This is a genomic window from Sphingopyxis granuli, assembly GCF_001559015.1.
Classification (GTDB): Bacteria; Pseudomonadota; Alphaproteobacteria; order Sphingomonadales; family Sphingomonadaceae; genus Sphingopyxis; species Sphingopyxis granuli.
The window spans coordinates 4,410,778-4,429,500 of sequence record NZ_CP012199.1 but is presented as its reverse complement, the minus strand read 5'-3'; the positions used below and the strand labels follow the sequence as shown (position 1 = coordinate 4,429,500).

Sequence of the window (18,723 nt, the reverse complement as noted above, 5' to 3'; positions counted from 1 at the left end):
TCGTCAGTCGGCGCGGACGTCGACCGCGAGCATGTAGCCGCCGCCGCGGATCGTGCGGATGATCGGCCGCGATTTCCGTCCGTCCCCCAGCTTGCGGCGCAGGCGGCTGATCAGCACGTCGATGCTGCGGTCGTTCGGCGTGCCGATCCGGCTGCGCGTCATCTCGATCAGCCGCTCGCGGCCGATCATGCGCTGCGGATGGCGCAGGAGCGCCAGCAGCAGTTCATGCTCCGCCGCGGTCAGCTCGACCTCCGCGCCCGACGGCGAAATCAGCTCGCAGCGCCGCGAATGATAGCGCCAGCCGGCGAAGTCGAATTGCTCCGGCGCCGGAATGTCGAGCGGCACGTGCGGGTCGCTGACGCGGCGCAGCACCGCGCGCACGCGTGCAAGGACCTCCGCCCGGCCGAACGGCTTGGCGATATAGTCGTCGGCGCCCATGTCCAGGCCCGTGACGCGGTCGCTTTCCTGCCCGCGGGCGCTGATCATGATGATCGGGACTTGGCTGCGCGCCCGCACCATGCGGCAGATGTCGAGGCCGCTTTCGCCCGGCAGCATGATGTCGAGCAGGACCAGATCGACCGGACGCTCGGTCATGGCGGCCTCCAGTTCGCGGCCGTCGGCGGCGCCGGTCACGTCGTAGCCGCATTCGCGCAGGATGCGGGCGAGCAGCGTGCGGACGCCCGCATCGTCGTCGACGATGACGATGTGGTGCGCGATAGCCGGTATCCGGACCGGCCGGTCGCCTGGCGCCAATTGTAACAAAGTGTTGCTCCTGCCTGTCATTCGCGCATTCCGGATTGACCGGACGCCCGCTTGGCATCAGGTCGCGCCCCGACATTCTTGCTAATTATTCGCAATATCGGGGGAATACAATGACCACTATTGTTCGCGCTCGCACGCTCCGCCTCGGCGAAGGCGCAGCCCTGTCCGTTCTGGCCGCGCTGATCGCCGTTCCGGCCTGCGCGGTCGAGGCGGACGATCAGTCCGACGCCATCGTCGTCACCGCGGCGGGCTTCGAGCAGAAGATCACCGATGCGCCCGCCAGCATCACCGTGGTGACCGAGGCGGAGCTGCGCCAGCGTCCCTACATCACGCTGATCGACGCGGTGCGCGACATCGAGGGGGTCGACGTCGGCGAGACGTCGGACAAGACCGGGCAGCGGACGATCAGCATCCGTGGCATGGGGTCCGACTATACGCTGATCATGATCGACGGTCGGCGTCAGAACAATCATGGCGACATCTACCCCAACAGCTTCGGCGGCAACCAGTTCAATCATATTCCGCCGCTCGACGCCATCGAACGGATCGAGGTCATTCGCGGTCCCGCCTCGACGCTCTATGGCGCCGACGCGCTGGGCGGGGTGATCAACATCATCACCAAGAAGGTTCTCGATCGCTGGAGCGGGTCGGCGACGATCGGCCGCAGCATCCAGGAGGATACGGCCTTCGGCGACGACATGACGTTCGACGCCAATCTCAGCGGCCCGGTGGTGCCCGGCGTCATCGGCCTGAAGCTGCGCGGCTCGATCTACAAGCGCTATCCGTCCGAGCCCGATTTCGCGCCGGCGGTCGACCCGGCCGGCGTATCGCACGTTCGCGGCCTGGGTTTCGGTACCGGCGGCAAGACGGTGAAGAACACCAACCGCAGCTATGGCGGCTCGATCAGCTTCACTCCGTCGCCCGACCACAGCTTCGTCTTCGACATCGATTATTCGAAGCAGGTCTATGACAACACGCCGATCGTCAATCCCGGCACCGGCGCGATCACCTATCCGCTCGGGACGCTCGACGGGATCGAGAGCATCTGGCGCGCGAGCGGCGGCGTCGTGCAGCCGCGCGTCGGCTATACCGAAGAACAGGTCTTCGACCGGCTCAACTGGGCCGTCACGCATCATGGCGACTGGGGCTTCGCGCGCAGCTTCGTCTCGCTCGCCTATGTGAAGACGAACAACAAGGGCCGCACCATGCCCTTCTCGGTCGCCGAGCGCCTGCTGCTGCAACAGATGTACAGCGGGACCGGCGCCTATGCCGGGCTGACGACTGCGCAGCGCCGCGCGCTTGCCGAATCCACCTTCCTGCCGCGCCCGCTTCGCACGCTGGAAAGTGCGCAATATACGCTCGACGCGCGCGTCGACATCCCGGTCGAGAATTTCGCCGGCCGGCATCATTTCGTGATCGGCGGCCAATATATCGACGGGGCGCTCGACGACGGGGTCTTCGGCCTCGAAGCATCGGTCGGCGGGATCGACGCCGTGCAGGACCACAAGATCTGGTCGCTGTTCGCCGAGGACAACTGGACCATCGTCGACGGGTTCACGGTCACCGGCGGGCTGCGCTACGACGACCATAATCTGTTCGGAGGGCATCTCAGCCCGCGCCTCTATGCCAACTTCGAGATCAACCCGACCCTGACGCTGAAGGGCGGGGTCAGCACGGGCTACAAGACGCCCAAGACCACCGATCTCTACGACGGCATTCGCGGTTTCGGCAGCCAGGGCACCAGTCCCTTCATCGGCAACCCCGATCTGAAGCCCGAGACCAGCGTCAACAGCGAGATCGCGCTCTACTGGAACCCGTCACCGCACAGCGGCATCAACGTCACGCTGTTCCACAACAAGTTCAAGGACAAGATCGCTTCGACAGTTGTCCAACCCTGCGCGGTGACCAATTTCGTGCGGCCCTGCGCCAATCTCGGCGACTATTGGGCCGTGCTGGGGCTCGGCGGCACGATCAGCGTGCCGATCAACATCGACAAGGCGCGCATCAAGGGCGCCGAGGTGGCGGGGCGCTACCAGTTCTTCCCCGGCCTCTCGATCCGCGCCAACTACACCTATACCGACAGCAAGCAGTTGACCGGCAATTCTGCGGGGCAGCCGCTGACCCAGACGGCAAAGCATATGGCCAATGCGACGCTCGACTGGCAGGTAGCGGATGGCCTGTCGGCGCAGCTTTCAGCCGAGCATCGCTCGCGTCGATATCGTGGTCTTGATGGGAGCGGCAATCATCTTTTCTACAAGAGCTATCAGGTGCTGAATCTGGGTGCGCAATATCGCATCAACGATCACCTGACCTTCGCCGCGCGCGTCAACAACCTGCTGGATCAGGACTTCCGCGCCTATGATGTCGATTTCGGTGTCCCGGATCCGGTGAGCGGTGCCTACTCGCCGACCTACGTTGATCACTACAACAACAAGGACAAGGCGCGCAGCTACTGGGTGAGCCTGAACGCGCGCTTCTAGGACAAGGGGGCCAGGTCCCCGTCGAGAGCAAGGCGAACGCTCCGCCGGTCGGCCGATTCCTTCCTGGGGATCGATCGACCGGCGGTTCTTGTTTGGGGCGTGCTCGTCCTTGAACGAAACATCTTCGTGTCCCCGCCTCCGCGGGAGCGCATGGTTGTCCGCCGTAACGATCACTCCTCGCTTTCGCGCTGGACCCGGAAGTCATTCAGTTCGCAGACCGCATCCGTGAGCAGGGTCCGCCCACCGATGCTTGGAGCGCAAGAAGCTCCGATTCCCGAACCACCCCCAATCCCCGATCGCGACGAATTCCCGGCCGCTCGCCTCATGATCGGCAGGGCTGCGAAGCGCAAAATCGCTCCACGAGAAATTTATTCACGCGCGTGATAGTGAATGTTGACTCATTCGAGAATGTGACGGATAAGAAGGACGGTTCGGCGGCAACGACCGCCAACGGGAGGGAGAGTTTGTATGAAGGCTCAGCTTTTCGCGTCCGCCTCGGCGGTCGCCCTGTTCGCGCTTCCGGTCTCGGCCATGGCGCAGGTCACGGAGGATGAGGCGCCGGCCGCTTCCTCCGCGCAAAGCAATCGCGGCGACAACGACATCATCGTCACGGCGACGCGCCGTACCGCGCGGCTTCAGGACGTGCCGCTCAGCGTCTCTGCCTTCGGGCAGGAGGAACTCGATGATCTGGGCATCGTCGGTTACGAGGGCATCGCCCAGAACACGCCCGGCATCGTCGTCAACCGGCCGACGCAGAATTTCAACAATTTCACCAGCCGCGGCATCAACACCAACGGTTACAGCGCCGGCCTGCAGAGCGCAGTCGCCATCTATGTCGACGAACTGCCGATCTCGGCGAACGGCAACTCGACCATCCTCGATCCGAATCTCTACGACGTCGAACGCGTCGAATTCCTGCGCGGGCCGCAGGGGACGCTGTTCGGCTCCAACTCGCTCGCCGGCGCGATGCGGATCATCACCCGCAGTCCCAACCTCAGCAAGTTCGAGGGATCGGCGAGCGTCGACCTGGGCGTCGTCGGTTCGGGCTCGCTGCGCCAGCGCTACAATGCGATGGTCAACCTGCCGATCATGACCGACGAAATGGGTCTGCGCGTCTCGGGCTATTATCGGAACGAGGACGGCTGGGTCGACAATATCGGCACCGGTATCAAGGATTCGAACAGCCTCGAAGCCTTCGGCGGACGCGCGATCCTGCTAATGCGGCCGAGCGACCGGATGAAGGTGAAGCTGCTCGTCTCCTACGAGAACAGCAAGCCGGCCGATTCGGCGCTGACCAACCCCACCCTTGGCAAGTTCGTGCGCAACTCCGACCGTCCCGACCTGTTCCAGGGCAAGCTCACCAACTATAATATCACGGTCAATTACGAGTTCGATTTCGCCGAGCTGGTCAGTTCGACGACGCTGTCCGACTATGACGCGTCCTTCTATGTCGACCTCGCCGGAACTTTCGCACAGGCTTTTCCCTTCGCGCTCGACGCCTATGGCTATGACGATCTTTTCGTTCAGGAGACACGGCTGGTGTCGCGCCACAGCGGGCCGATCGAATGGGTTGCGGGCTTTTTCTACTACGACAAGCGGCGGACCGTCGATTTCGCCTATCGCTCGTCACTCGAATTCATCGCCCAGCGCAATATCATCGGCATGGAAAATGAGTATTATCAGCGTTTCAACAGCTATACGGACCAGAGGGAGATCGCCGGCTTCGGCGAGGTGACGGCGCATCTCAGCGACAATTTCTGGGTCACCGGCGGGCTGCGCTATGGCAAGACGGACGTCCAGACCTTCACCCGGGGCGGCGGCTATAATTATGTCGTCGCTGCGCTTCCGCAGTTCGGCTATCTGGCGGTCGGCGCCACGCCCGGCTGGAACAATGTCGTCATGCGCAGGGACCCGATTCCCTACGCCGAAGGGCTGAAAGTGTCCGACGACCGCCTGTCGTGGAAGGCCAGCGTCTCGTGGAAACCAGTGCCCGAACTGACCGCCTATGCGACGGTTTCGACGGGTTTCCGTACCCCGGTGGTCAACGCGCGCGCGGGGCTGGTCAGCACGATCAACCCCAGCGACATCGTCATACCCGACGGCGCGAAGTCGGACAGCGTGACCAATTATGAGGTCGGGCTGAAGGGGCGCTGGCTGGGCGGCAATCTGACCGCCAATCTTGCGGGCTATTATATCGACTGGAAGAATATCCAGGTCCAGGCGAACCGCGTGTCGGATTCGATCCAGTTCGCGACCAACATCGGCGCTGCGGAAAGCTATGGCCTCGAGTTCGAAGTGATGGCGCGGCCGCTTTCGGGGCTGAGTCTCGTGCTCAACGGCTCGTTCAACGAGGCGAAGGTGACGAAGCTGTCCGCGATCGAGGCGGCGATCTCCGGTGCCGAGCTGGGCACCCGGCTTGCCTCGCCGCATTTCCAGGGATCGGGAACGCTGCGGTACGATTTCCCGATCGGCAACGGGAAAACCGCCTTCGGGTCGGTCAACGTATCGCACGCCGGGTCCTTCCCGAACCAGTTCCCGAACGTGCCGGGCAATCCCAACGCGGTCAGCCCGACGTATGACCATACCGAGGCGTGGACCAATGTGAACCTGTTCGCCGGGGCGAAGCTGGGGGCGCTGAATCTGACCGCCTATGTCGAGAATCTCTTCGACGACACATCGATCACCTATGTCCATCCCGAAGCCTTCCTCGACGGGCGCTACGCCCGCCTGCGGCCGCGCACGATCGGCGTTCGCGCCGACTATCGCTTCTGATCGGCGCCGGAAGAAGGAAGCCGCCCATGCGTCGCCTGCGGACCCTCGCTCTCGTTCTGGCCGTCCTCCTCCCGGGGGCGGCCGCCGCGGCCGCGGAACCGGTGGTCGATGCGCCCGCGGGCGTCGTGCACGGCGTGCAGGACCGCGATCTGCGCGTCTTTCGCGGCATTCCCTATGCCGAGCCGCCCGTCGGCGAGCGCCGCTGGCGTGCGCCGGCACCGCTGCCGCGTTGGGACGGCGCCCGCGATACTACCCGCTTCGGCGCCGCCTGCATGCAGCCGAAGCCGCAGGCACCCAGCATCTATGGCTGGGACCTGCCGGCGATGAGCGAGGATTGCCTGTCGCTCAACATCTGGGCGCCGCAGGATGCGCGCGGCGCGCCGGTCTTCGTCTGGATCCACGGCGGCGCGCTGGCGTCGGGGTCGGGCGCCGACCCTATTTACGACGGCAGCGCGCTCGCGCGGCGCGGCATCGTCGTGGTGTCGATCAACTATCGCCTCGGCATGTTCGGCTGGTTCGCGCATCCGGGGCTCAGTGCGGAATCGCCCGACCATGTCTCGGGCAATTACGGTCTGCTCGACCAGATCGCGGCGCTCGAATGGGTGAAGCGCAATATCGGCGCCTTCGGCGGCAATGCGGGGAACGTCACCATCGCCGGGGAATCGGCGGGCGCGCTCAGCGTCATGTATCTGATGGCGGCTCCGGCGGCGCGCGGGCTGTTCCACAAGGCGGTGGCGCAGAGCGCCTATATGGTCTCCGCGCCCGGCCTGCGCGACCGGATCAACGGCATGGTCCCTGCAGAGGTGCAGGGCGCCGAACTTGCGGCGAAGCTCGGTGCCGCCGACATCGCGGCGCTGCGCGCATTGCCGGCGGCCGACATCCCGGCCCGGGTCGCCGCGACGGGCTATTTCCCCTTTCCCAATATCGACGGCAAGACGCTGTCGCGCCAGCTCGTCGACACCTTCGATCGCGACGAACAGGCGCCGGTGCCGATCCTCGCCGGCTTCAACAGCGGCGAGATTCGCTCGCTGCGGTTCCTGCTGCCCAAACCTCCCGCCGACGCGGCCGCCTATGAAGCCACGATCCGCACCGCCTATGGCGAGTTCGCCGATGCCTTCCTGACCCGCTATCCGGCGAAGGATATCGGTGAAAGCATGCTCGCCGCGACGCGCGACGCCATGTATGGCTGGACCGCGGAGCGGCTGGTGTCGAACCAGGCGGCGCTGGGGCAGGGCGCCTATTTCTATCTTTTCGACCATGGCTATCCGGCGACCGCGCAGTGGAATCTCCACGCTTTCCATGCCGCCGAGCTGCCCTATGTGTTCGGGACCGCGGCGCGGACGCCGCCCCTGTGGCCGAAGATTCCCGACAGCCTGGCAGAGCGCAGGCTGATCGCCGCGATCGGCGATTACTGGGCGAGCTTCGCCACCACCGGCCGACCCGTTGCAAAGGGCGGGCCCGACTGGCCCGACTATGCCGACAATCGCGGTTTTCTGCACATCGCCGACACGCCGCGCGCCGGGCACAATCTGTTTCCCGGTACCGCGGCGCTGCACGAGGCGGTCGTCTGCCGCCGTCGTGCCGCCGGGGACGTGCCGTGGAACTGGAATATCGGCGTCGCGTCGCCGCCGCTGCCGCCGAAGACCGAGGGCTGCCAATGATCGACGGTTCGATGCAATATTACGGCCTGACGCTCGACAAATTCCTATCCCACGCCGCCAAATGGCACCCCGATGCCGAAGTCGTGTCGGCGACGGCGGCGGGCGGCGTGCGGCGGACCGGATACGCCGCGCTGCACGATCGTGCGCGCGGCGTGTCGGGTGCGCTGCGCGCGCTCGGCATCGGCCGCGGCGACCGCGTCGCGACGCTCGCCTGGAACACGCAGGGGCATGTCGAGGCTTGGTACGGCATCATGGGCATGGGGGCGATCTGTCACACGCTGAACCCGCGCCTGACCGCGGCGCAGCTTTCCGCGATGCTCGCGCAGTCGGGGGCGGCGCTGCTGCTGGTGAGCCCCGACCTGCTGCCGCTGGCGCGCGAGGCGAGCGCGAATCTGCCGTCGCTGCGGCGCATCCTGCTGCTCGACACCGACGCGGACGAAGACGGCGCCGATGCCTTCGACCCGCTGGTCGCGGCAGCGCCGCGCGACGCGGTCTGGGGCGATTTCGCCGAGGACACGCCATCGGGGCTCTGCTTCACCTCGGGCAGCACCGGCGCGCCCAAGGGCGTCACCTATACCCATCGCGGCTGCTATCTGCACACGATGCGCCAGCTCCAGGCCGACGTGCTGGGGCCGACCGCGCGCGACGCGATCCTTGCCGTGGTGCCGATGTTCCACGCCAACGCATGGGGATTGCCCTTCGCGGCGCCCGCCGTGGGGGCGAAGCTGGTGCTTCCGGGGCGCCAGAGCGACGGCGCGCATCTCGCGCGGCTCATCTGTTCCGAAGGCGTGACCGCTGCCGCGGGGGTGCCGACCGTCTGGCTCGGCCTCGTCGAGCATCTGGAGGCCGAAGGCGGCGATGTGCCGTCGCTCGAGCGTATCCTGGTCGGCGGGTCGCCGATGCCGCCGGCGCTGATGGACCGGATCGAGCGCCGCCTCGGCGCCGAGGTGCAGACAAGCTGGGGAATGACCGAATTGTCGCCGCTCGGCACCGCCGCGCCGCCGGGCGATCCGCATCGCAGTGCGGCCGTTTCGGGCCGTCCGGCAATCGGCATCGACCTGCTCGTCGCCGACGCCGACGGCCGCCCGCTGCCCGAGCAGCGCGGGACCGAGGGGCATCTGCGCGTGCGCGGCGGCTCGGTCGTCGAACGCTATTTCGGCCAGAGCGAACCCGCCACCGACGCCGACGGCTGGTTCGACACGGGCGATCTCGCGCGGATCGACGACGCGGGTAACCTCGTCATCACCGGCCGCGCGAAGGACCTGATCAAATCGGGCGGCGAATGGATCAACCCGGCGGAGATCGAGGCGATCGTCGGCGCGCTGCCGCAGGTGTCGCTGGCCGCCGTCATCGGGCGCCCGCATCCCAAATGGGGCGAGCGGCCGGTCCTGCTCGTCACCTGCGATGCGGCGATCAGCGACGCCGAACTGCTCGAGCCGCTCGCCGGGCGGGTCGCGTCCTGGTGGGTCCCCGACACGGTCGTGCGCCTCGACGCGATGCCGCTCGCGCCGACCGGCAAGATCGACAAAATGCAATTGCGGCTCGATTACGGACAGGTGTAGGCCGAAAGGCCCCGCCGCCCTGCGAACGAAGGTTTCGAGAGGAATAGAGATTTGGAGTCCAAGGCAAAGAGTCGGACGAAACGGCCATCGAAAGCGGAGCAGCGCGCCGAAACGATCGAGCAGATTCTCGACACCGCCGAATATCTCTTTTCGCGCAACGGACTCTACGGGGTGACGCTCAAGGATGTCGCCAAGCGGGTGGGCGTGCATCACACGCTGCTCAACTATTATTTCGAGGACAAGAAGAAGCTGTTCGATGCGGTGTTCGCCCGCCGCGCGGTGGTGACGAGCGAGCGCCGCATGAAGGTGCTCGACGATTACGAGCGGGCGTCGGGGGGAAAGCCGACGATCGAGGGCGCGCTCCATGCCTTTCTGGACACCGACCTCGACCTTTATATCGAGGGTGGCGAGGGCTGGCGCAACTATGGGGCGCTCAGCGCGCAGGTGGCCAACACGCCCGAATGGGGCGCCGGGATGATGGACGCCCATTTCGACCCGGTCGTGCTGCGGCTGATCGGCATATTGAAGAAGGCGCTGCCAGAGGCGGCGGAGGAAGACATCTTCTGGGGCTATCACTTCGTCACCGGGGCGCTGATGCTGACGCTCGCGCGCACCGGCCGCATCGACAAATTGTCGCAGGGGCTCTGCCGGTCGGACGATTATGCGGCGGTCAAGCAGCGCATGGCGCGCTTCATGGCGGCGGGCTTTCGCGATATCTGCGAACAGCGCGCGAAAGACGGGGACTAGGGCATGATGACGTGGGAAAGACTCGTCATTGCGAGCGGCGAAGCCGCGCGGCAATCCAGAGCGTGCGGTAACTGCTCTGGATTGCTTCCTCCGGATCAGGTCCGGGGTCGCAATGACGAAGTGGGGCAATCCAAAGTCATCAGAGTATAGCAAAGGGCAGGCGGGCGCTTTCCGTCTCCCGTCTGTTTCAATTTTCATTCACTCACAAGTGAGTTATAGTAATTCGGATAGCGAGAGGGGCAGGATGACGAAGGCATTGCAGGACCGGGTGGCGATCGTGACGGGCGCGGGCGGAGGGCTCGGCCGGGCGCATGCGCTGATGCTGGCGCGCCATGGCGCGTGCGTCGTCGTCAACGACAGCGAGGGCGCCGCCGCCGAGCGCGTCGCTGCCGAGATCGAGGCCGCGGGCGGCCGGGCGATGGCGGCGCCGGCGTCGGTCACCGACGCGGAGCAGGTCGCGGCGATGGTCCATGCCGCGACCATGGCCTGGGGCGGCATCGACATATTGGTCAACAACGCCGGCATCCTGCGCGACAGGAGCTTCGCCAAGATGGACCTCGCCGACTTCCGCCTCGTCGTCGACGTCCATCTGATGGGCGCCGCCACCTGTTCCAAGGCGGTGTGGGACCAGATGCGCGAGCGCCGCCACGGCCGCATCGTGATGACGACATCCTCGTCGGGCCTCTACGGCAATTTCGGGCAGGCCAATTACGGCGCCGCGAAGATGGCGCTCGTCGGGCTGATGCAGACGCTCGCGCTCGAAGGCGAGAAATACGGCATCCGCGTCAACTGCCTCGCCCCCACCGCGGCGACCCGGATGACCGACGGCGTGCTCGCGCCCGACGCGCTCGCCCACCTGGCGCCCGAGGCGGTGAGTCCGGGCCTGCTCGCGCTGGTCGGCGACGATGCCCCGACGCGCAACATCCTGTGCGCGGGCGCCGGTCATTTCGCGACCGCGAACGTCACGCTGACCGACGGCGCCTTCATCGGCCGCGCCGACGATGCCGCGCAGCGCGTCATTTCCGAATGGGACCGCATTTCGGATCGGCGGGGAGAGATCGTTCCCGCTTATGGTTTCACGCAGGCCGAGCGCGAACTGGCGAGCGCCGGCTTCACCGCGCCGACGATGGCGGTCAACCGCTGACAACCCCCGGGAGCAGGGCGAACGGGCCGGTGAAAGAGCCCGCCGCCGCTGCCGGGAGAAAGGGAGAAGGATATGGCAACCGACAGCGAAACCCTGCCCGCCGAAGGCAAGGGCCAGAACGAGACTCTCGTCATCGCCGCCTCGTCGCTGGGGACGGTGTTCGAATGGTATGACTTCTACCTCTACGGCCTGCTCGCGAGCGCGATCTCGATGCATTTCTTCGCGGGCGTCAACGAGACGACGGGGTTCATCCTCGCGCTGATGGCGTTCGCCGCCGGCTTCGCGATCCGGCCGTTCGGGGCGCTCGTCTTCGGGCGGGTCGGCGACATTGTCGGGCGCAAGAACACCTTCCTCGTCACCATGGCGATCATGGGGCTGTCGACCTTCGCCGTCGGCTTCCTGCCGTCCTACGACACGATCGGAATCGCCGCGCCGATCATCCTGATGCTGCTCCGCCTGCTCCAGGGGCTCGCGATCGGCGGTGAATATGGCGGCGCGGCGGTCTACATCGCCGAACATGCCCCGCCGGGAAAGCGCGGCTTCTACACCAGCTTCATCCAGACCACGGCGATGATCGGCCTAATCCTCGCATCGACCTTCGTCGTGTCGCTGCGCCTGTTCATGGATGCCGACAGCTTCAATGCCTGGGGCTGGCGCCTTCCCTTCATCTTCTCGATCGTGCTGCTGTCGATCGCGCTCTGGATCCGGCTCCAGCTAGAGGAAAGCCCGGTCTTCCAGCGGATGAAGCAGGCGGGCGCCACGTCGAAGGCGCCGCTGAAGGAGGCCTTCGGCGAATGGCGCAACCTGAAGATCGTGCTGATCGCGCTGTTCGGGGCGGTGGCGGGGCAGGCGGTGATCGGCTTCGCCGCGCATCTCTATCCGCTTTTCTACCTTGAGAAGATCGCGAAGGTCGACGGGGCGACGTCCAATTTCCTCGTCGCCACCGCGCTGCTGATCATCATTCCCAGCTTCGTTTTCTTCGGCTGGCTCAGCGACCGGATCGGGCGCAAGCCGATCATGATGACCGCCTGCGTCATCGCGGTCTTCACCTATTTCCCGCTCTACAAGGCGCTGGTCGCCGCGGCCAATCCGGCGATGGCGGCGGCGGTCGAGCATGCGCCGGTGCAGGTCGTCGCCGACCCGCGCGAATGCTCGTTCCAGTTCGACCCGATCGGCAAGAACAGCTTCGACCGGACGAGCTGCGACATCGTCAAGGCCTATCTGGCGCGCGGTGGGATCAACTACGCCAATATCGATGCGGCCCCGGGCACGGTCGCGACGGTGCGGATCGGCGAGGAGAGCCACACCGCGCCCGACCCCGCGAAGCTGAAGGGCGAGGCGAAGGCCCAGGCGATCGCGGCGTTCCAGGAAGAAGTGCATGCCGGGCTTTCGCGCGCGGGCTATCCCGCCGCCGCCGATCCGGCCGCGGTCGACAAGGGGCGGGTGATCGCGATCCTCTGCGTCTTCGGCCTGCTCGCGACGATGGTCTATGGCCCGCTTGCGGCGCTGCTGGTCGAACTGTTTCCGGCGCGCATCCGCTATACCTCGCTGTCGCTGCCCTATCATATCGGCAATGGCTGGATCGGCGGCTTCATGCCGACGATCGGCTTCGCGATGGTCGCGGCGACGGGCAATATCTATCAGGGACTGTGGTATGCGGTGGTGATCGCCGCCATCACCGCGGTCGTCGGCATCTTCTTCCTGCCCGAAACCTACAAGCGCGATATCGAAGCCTGACGAGGGAGAAGGGTCGTGGCCGAAGCGGACGGATCAATCGGGCGGCGCGACCTGATGCGGGCGGCCGCAGGGGCGGCGGCGGCGCCCGCGCTGCTGGGAAGCGCGCCGGCGCTGGCGGCGCGACGGCCGGCGCCGCCCGGCTTCCTCTGGGGCACCGCGATCTCGGCGCATCAGAGCGAGGGCAACAACACGAACAGCGACGCCTGGCTGGCAGAGAATGTCACGCCGACCCTGTTTCGGGACCGGTCGGGCGACGCATGCGACAGCTATCATCGCTTCGACGAGGATTTCGCGCTTGCCGAACGGCTGGGTTTCAACTGCTATCGGTTCGGCATCGAATGGGCGCGCATCGAACCGAGCAAAGGCCGTGTCTCGAACGCCGTGCTCGACCATTATGCGCGCATGCTGGAGGCGTGCCGCGCGCGCGGGTTGCGACCGATCGTCACTCTCAACCATTTCACGACGCCCCTGTGGTTCGCCGCCCGCGGCGGTTTCGAGGTCGACGACGCGCCGCGCCTTTTCGCGCGCTATTGCCGTATCGTCGCCGAGCGGCTCGGCGGCCTGATGCATCTGGCGACGACATTCAACGAGGCGAACATCGGCCTGCTGGTCGCGCTTTTCCCTGGGTCCGAAGCGGCGATGAAGCTGACCCGCGACGCGAATGCCGCGGCGGTGGCCGCCACCGGGTCGCCGCGCTTCTCGCGCCTCGCCTTCGCCGATCCCGCGATCGCGACGCCGATCCTGCAGGAAGCGCACCGTCAGGCCTATGACGCGATCAAGGCCGCGCGGCCCGACCTGCCGGTGGGTATCACGTTGACCACGCAGGATATTCAGTCGACGGGCGCGCCGTCGCTGGTCGCGCATTACGAGCGGCAGCTTTACGGCGACTGGATCGACGTCGCGCGCAGCCATTCCGATTTCTTCGGCGTGCAATGCTACACCCGCCTGCGGTTCGACGAGCGCGGAATGGTCGCGCCGCCGGCGGGCGCCGAACTGACACTGTCGGGCTATGAATTTTATCCGCAGGCGCTCGCGAACACGATCCGATGGGCTCACCGCGCGATCGGCAAGCCGATCTATGTGACTGAAAGCGGCGTCGCCGTGAACGACGACCGGCGCCGCATCGCCTTCATCGACCAGGCGCTCGACGGGGTGAGGGCCTGCCTCGACGAGGGGATCGCGGTCCACAGCTATATCTATTGGTCGCTCCTCGACAATTTCGAGTGGACGTCGGGCTATTCGATCCCCTTCGGGCTCGCCACAGTCGACCGGCAGAGCTTCAGGCGCACGCCGCGCCCGAGCGCCTGGCACCTGGGCGCGATTGCCCGCGCCAATCGCATCTAGATTTCGATTGGCTTGGGATTGCCCCCTTGCGTCATTGCGAGCGGAGCGAAGCAATCCAGAGCGGTGACCGCCTGCTCTGGATTGCCGCGCGGCTTCGCCGCTCGCAATGACGAAGCTTTCCGGTGGCACCACACCAAAGATGCTGCGTCGAATATCCGACTCGCCATCCTGCTCGACACGAACGGATTTGGGTGATGCAAGCTAGCGCGCGCTGTTTCGGCCGACTGCCACCAGCAGCAGTTCGCGAAAAGCCGCCGCCGCTGCGGCGACGCTTGCCGCGTCGACGCAGCGTTCGTCGTCGCCCTCGACATGGTGGAAGCGATGGACGCCGAAGACTCCCGCCACCGATGGATAGCCTGCCGCGATGATCGCGGTCAGTTCGCCCGCCGACAGCGCTTCGCTGGAATAGGGGTTTTCGAGTCCCGCCAGTCCCGCGAACAGCCGGCGCGCGGCGGGCAGCAGCGGCGGGCTAGCGACCAGATAGCGCTGCGAATCCGCGCCGCTCAGCGGGGCCAGCCCGAACAGCCCTTCGTGCCAGTCGCGCGCCGCGACATTGGCGCCGAGGTGGAGCCAGAAATGCGTCTCCGTCGGTTTCGGCGCCACCGCCTTCAGCGATTCCTCGGCGCCCAGATTCTCATATTCATGCCCGCTGTTGCACAGGAAGGCGAGGTCGTGGTCGGGCAGCAGCGCGGGGGCGGCGCGGGCGAGGTCGAGCCACGCTGCGATGCCGCCGCCGCGCTCGCCGGCACAGCCGAACCAGCCCGAACGCGGCGTCGATATGGTGATCCAGCGCCCCTTGCCGCGATCGAGCCGACCGATGATGTTGAAGGCGGGTCTGCGGCCGCCGCGCCCGGTCAGCGTTACCGTGGCTGTGTCGTGTCGCATCGCCGCGTCGAGGAAGGGGGCGGCCCGAGCGGGCGCGAGCAGACCGACCGGCCCCGCGAACATCGGCGCGCGGCCATCGGCGTTGAGCGCGATGACGCCGCCGGTCGGACCGTTGGTGACGATCACCGCGGCCTTCGCTCCGCCTGCGAAGGCCGCATCGACGGGTGCGCGCACCGGCCTGGCCAGCGCCGAGGACCAGCGGCCATAGGGCAGATCGACCAGCGCGACCGCCCCGGCCAGCGGCGCATCGGCGCGGCCGTGGGCATCGACGCGGACCAGCGGCCCCGACACGCCGCCTGCGGGCGTCGGGATCACGATCGGCTGGGGATGGAGCGGCGCGCGCGCGTCGCCGGCGGCGATCTCGCATCTGCCCGGTTCGAACCAGGGGACGGACAGGGCCGGCTTTTCGGTCGCGAAACCCGCGCGCGCCAGTTCGTCCGCGAGCCAATGACCGCAGGCGTCGTCACCGGGGCCGCCCGATTGTTTGTTGCCGAAGCCGATATAGGTCGCCAGATCGGCGGCGATCGAGTCGGACGCGCCCGCGTCATGGGCCGCTGCGGCCGGGGCGGTGAGGGGCAGCGCCGCCGCCCCGACCAGGAAGCCGCGTCGCGTCGGGTCCGTCATGCTGCACCTCTCCCGTCGTCCATTCGTCCGCACTTGATATTCACTCTCTTGTGAGCGTAAATCGACGGGCGGGCGATGGCAAGCATCGCCGCCGGGAAGAGGAACGAAAGACATGCTGCTGTCCGGACGGGCCTTCGCCCTCGTCTTCGGCGCTCCGCTGCTCGGCGCCCTGGCCGCATTCGCCGTTCCCGTCGCCGCCGCGTCCGGCCGACCGGCGGCCACCGTCGCCGAGGGCCGCGTCGCCGGCAGTCTGGAGGACGGGGTCCGGGTCTTCAAGGGGCTTCCCTATGCGCTGCCGCCGGTCGGGGCGCGCCGCTGGCGCCCGCCCGCTCCGCCTGCTTCGTGGCAGGGTGTGCGCGAGGCCCACGCCTTCGGCCCCGATTGCGTGCAGCCGCCCTATCCCGCCGACAGCGTCTATTTCGAGCCGCCGCGTCCGACGAGCGAGGATTGCCTGACGCTCAACGTCTGGGCGCCGCGCAACGCGGCGCGCGCGCCGGTGATCGTCTGGATTCACGGCGGCGCGCTCCAGCATGGCGGCAGCGCGAGCCCGATGTACGACGGGCGCGAATATGCGAAGCGCGGGATCGTCTTCGTGTCGATCAACTATCGCCTCGGCATCTTCGGCTGGCTCGCGCACCCGGGGCTCAGCGCCGAAGCGCCCGATCGTGTCTCGGGCAATTATGGTCTGCTTGACCAGATCGCCGCGCTCGAATGGGTGAAGCGCAATATCGCGGCGTTCGGCGGCGACCCGGCCAATGTCACCGCGATGGGCGAATCGGCGGGCGCGCTCAGCGTCACCTATCTGCTCGCCGCCCCGCGCGCGAAGGGGCTGTTCGGCCGCGCGATCGTCCAGAGCACCAATATGCGCGCGGTCCCGCGGCTGCGCGATCCGGCCTATGGCCTGCCGTCGGCCGAAGTGATCGGCGCCGCCTTCGCCGAAAGCGTCGGCGCGAAGGATCCCGCCGCCCTTCGCGCCCTCGACGCCGAAACGCTGACCGCCGCGGCACTGCGTGCGCGCTTTGCAGCGCAGCCGACGATCGACGGGGCGCTGCTTCCGGCGCAGATCGTCGACGTCTTCGATCGCGGCGAGCAGATCAAGGTGCCGGTCCTCGCCGGTTTCAACAGCGGCGAGGTGCGGAGCCAGCGCGGCCTGTTGCCCCCGGTGCCCGTCGATGCGGCCGCCTATGCCGCGGGAGCCGCCCGTCGCTACGGCGATCTCGCGCCGGCCTTCCTGCGGCTCTATCCCGCGTCCGATATGGAAGAGAGCCTGATCGCCGCGACGCGCGACATCGTCTATGGCTGGGCCGTCGAGCGGCTCGTGCGGCAGCAGACCGCGGCAGGCGCTCCTTCCTATCTCTATCTGTTCGACCATTGCTACGACGCCGCGCGGGCGCGGAAGCTGTGCGCATTTCACGCCAGCGAGATTCCCTTCATGTTCGGCAGCATCGGTCGCGCCGTTGTACAGGCGGCAAACTGGCCGGCGGCGACGGGGGACGACGATCGCCGGCTTGCCCGGCAGATGGTCGATTATTGGTCCAGCTTCGCCGCGCGCGGCATTCCGTCGGCGGTCGGTGCGCCCGACTGGCGTCCCTATGGAGAGGAGGAATATTTCCTCGAGCTTGGCGCATCGCCGGTGCTGCGCCGCGACCCCATGCCCGGAATGTTCGAATTCCGGGAGGAGATCATGCGGCGTCAGCGCCAGAGGGGCGAACAATGGTTCGTCAATACCGGTCCCGTCGACCGCGAATAGCGCCCGCTTCGTCGGGTCATCCCGATCCGTCCGGTGCCCTCACGCGGCGAGAGCGAACGCCTAGCCGGCGGCCTGCGGACAGGTCCCCGCGATGGCGTGGCCCGCCATGACATGCTGGGCGAAGAGGCGCGAATCGGTGAAGGAGCGGTTGACCGTCCCCGAATGGTCGAGCCCCGGATAGACGTGCCATTCGATCGTCGATCCGGCGTCGCAGGCCCCGTCGACGACCGATTTCTGCATCGCGGCCGGCGTATCGACATCCTCCGCGCCGGTGCCGATGAACACCGGCGTCGCGATGTGCAGCGTCGGATAGCCGGCGTGGGTCAGCATCGGCGCATAGGCGCGCCAGAAATCGGTCTTGAAACTGTTCGCGCGGGTCAGCCCCGCCTCGACCACCGCACCGAACATATCGACGACGCAGGTGTCGGCCGCGCGCCGATAGAGCGGCATCGCGCGATCGGTCAGCACCGCCGTGGGATCGTATCTGGGATCGATCTGTTCCGCCGCGGAGGCGATGTAGAGCAGATAGGCGATCAGGCGATCGACCTTGTCCCCGTCGCCGCCGCTCGTCGCGCCCGCGACGGCGAGGTTGGGCAGGCCGGTGGCGATCGTCCCGCGCACATTGACGTCGGGCGCATAGTCGGCGGCATAGCCCGCTGTCGCGAAAGCCGCACCGGCGCCCTGCGACTGGCCGACGAGCAGCACCTTGTTGGCGAGGCCGAAATCGCCCCCCAGCACCGCGCGCACCGCGTCGAGGGTCGAATAGGCGGCGGCGCGGCTGTTGAGATAGGGATGCGGCCCGGGCCCGCCGAGCCCCTGATAGTCGGTGGCAACGATGGCATAGCCCTCGCCCAGCCAATGGTCGAGATAGGTGCGGTCGCGCGCCGAGCGCGGGTTGCGCGACGGCGCGCAATCGTCGCCGATGCCGACGGTGCCATGCGCCCAGGCAATCAGCGGCCAGCCCCCCGCGGGCGGCGTGCCCTTGGGGATGAACAGCGCGGCGGTCACCGGCACCGTGCCGCTGCCGACGACGCCGTCGGTCGAGCCATAGCGGATCGCGAAGGCCTGCGCCGCACCGTCGAGGCCGAACTCGGGCGCGAGCGGGCCGCTTTCGATCAACGCGCCCGCTGCCGGTGCGGGCGCCGCCTGCGCGGCGGGCGCTTGCGCCGCGAGCGCCGGGGTTGCCGCTGCGAGGCCGAATGCGGCGAGAACTGCCGCCGATCGCATCCATTTCGACATAATCTGTCTCCTGTCC

At 67.1% G+C, this 18,723-nt stretch carries 12 protein-coding genes; 9 read left to right on the top strand and 3 right to left on the bottom strand.

Annotation, left to right across the window (positions count from 1 at the left end):
* Positions 1–3: 3 nt before the first annotated feature.
* The gene (locus SGRAN_RS20210; protein WP_067186432.1) at positions 4–783 is read right to left on the bottom strand and encodes a response regulator transcription factor; all 780 of its coding nucleotides are present in this window, start codon (positions 781–783) and stop codon (positions 4–6) included.
* A gap of 89 nt (positions 784–872) precedes the next feature.
* On the opposite strand from SGRAN_RS20210, the gene SGRAN_RS20205 reads away from it, so the two are divergent.
* The 8 genes from SGRAN_RS20205 (at position 873) to SGRAN_RS20170 (ending at position 14,209) form a co-directional block, all read left to right on the top strand.
* The gene (locus tag SGRAN_RS20205; RefSeq protein ID WP_067186430.1) at positions 873–3,242 is read left to right on the top strand and encodes a TonB-dependent receptor domain-containing protein; all 2,370 of its coding nucleotides are present in this window, start codon (positions 873–875) and stop codon (positions 3,240–3,242) included.
* Between the two features lie 468 nt (positions 3,243–3,710).
* Positions 3,711–6,014: a TonB-dependent receptor gene (locus SGRAN_RS20200; RefSeq protein WP_067105999.1), complete on the top strand. Its 2,304-nt coding sequence runs from the start codon at positions 3,711–3,713 to the stop codon at positions 6,012–6,014.
* A gap of 26 nt (positions 6,015–6,040) precedes the next feature.
* Complete coding sequence (locus SGRAN_RS20195; protein WP_067186428.1) at positions 6,041–7,675, top strand: carboxylesterase/lipase family protein; 1,635 nt, start codon at positions 6,041–6,043, stop codon at positions 7,673–7,675.
* A complete protein-coding gene (locus tag SGRAN_RS20190; protein ID WP_067186424.1) occupies positions 7,672–9,237 on the top strand; it encodes an AMP-binding protein in 1,566 nt (521 codons plus the stop codon). Before SGRAN_RS20195 ends, SGRAN_RS20190 begins: the two co-directional genes overlap by 4 nt.
* Positions 9,238–9,288: 51 nt before the next feature.
* A complete protein-coding gene (locus SGRAN_RS20185) occupies positions 9,289–9,984 on the top strand; it encodes a TetR/AcrR family transcriptional regulator (protein ID WP_067186422.1) in 696 nt (231 codons plus the stop codon).
* 244 nt (positions 9,985–10,228) lie between these two features.
* Positions 10,229–11,128 carry an SDR family NAD(P)-dependent oxidoreductase gene (locus SGRAN_RS20180; RefSeq protein WP_067186420.1) on the top strand — a complete coding sequence of 300 codons (900 nt, stop codon included), beginning with the start codon at positions 10,229–10,231 and terminating at the stop codon, positions 11,126–11,128.
* Positions 11,129–11,200: 72 nt separating this feature from the next.
* The gene (locus tag SGRAN_RS20175; RefSeq protein ID WP_067186418.1) at positions 11,201–12,865 is read left to right on the top strand and encodes an MFS transporter; all 1,665 of its coding nucleotides are present in this window, start codon (positions 11,201–11,203) and stop codon (positions 12,863–12,865) included.
* Positions 12,866–12,880: 15 nt separating this feature from the next.
* Positions 12,881–14,209 (top strand): glycoside hydrolase family 1 protein, encoded by a 1,329-nt coding sequence (locus SGRAN_RS20170; RefSeq protein ID WP_234002515.1) that lies wholly within the window; start codon positions 12,881–12,883, stop codon positions 14,207–14,209.
* A 201-nt stretch (positions 14,210–14,410) separates the two neighbouring features.
* On the opposite strand, the gene SGRAN_RS20165 is transcribed toward SGRAN_RS20170, so the two are convergent.
* The gene (locus tag SGRAN_RS20165) at positions 14,411–15,718 is read right to left on the bottom strand and encodes a hypothetical protein (protein ID WP_067186417.1); all 1,308 of its coding nucleotides are present in this window, start codon (positions 15,716–15,718) and stop codon (positions 14,411–14,413) included.
* Positions 15,719–15,830: 112 nt separating this feature from the next.
* Between SGRAN_RS20165 and SGRAN_RS20160 the strand changes: the two genes are divergently transcribed.
* On the top strand, positions 15,831–17,468 hold the full coding sequence (locus SGRAN_RS20160) for a carboxylesterase/lipase family protein (protein ID WP_067186415.1): 1,638 nt from the start codon (positions 15,831–15,833) through the stop codon (positions 17,466–17,468).
* Between the two features lie 60 nt (positions 17,469–17,528).
* Here SGRAN_RS20160 and SGRAN_RS20155 read toward each other — a convergent pair whose 3' ends face one another.
* Positions 17,529–18,707, bottom strand: coding sequence for a lipase family protein (locus SGRAN_RS20155; protein ID WP_067186413.1), 1,179 nt, complete (start codon positions 18,705–18,707; stop codon positions 17,529–17,531).
* Between the last annotated feature and the right edge of the window lie 16 nt (positions 18,708–18,723).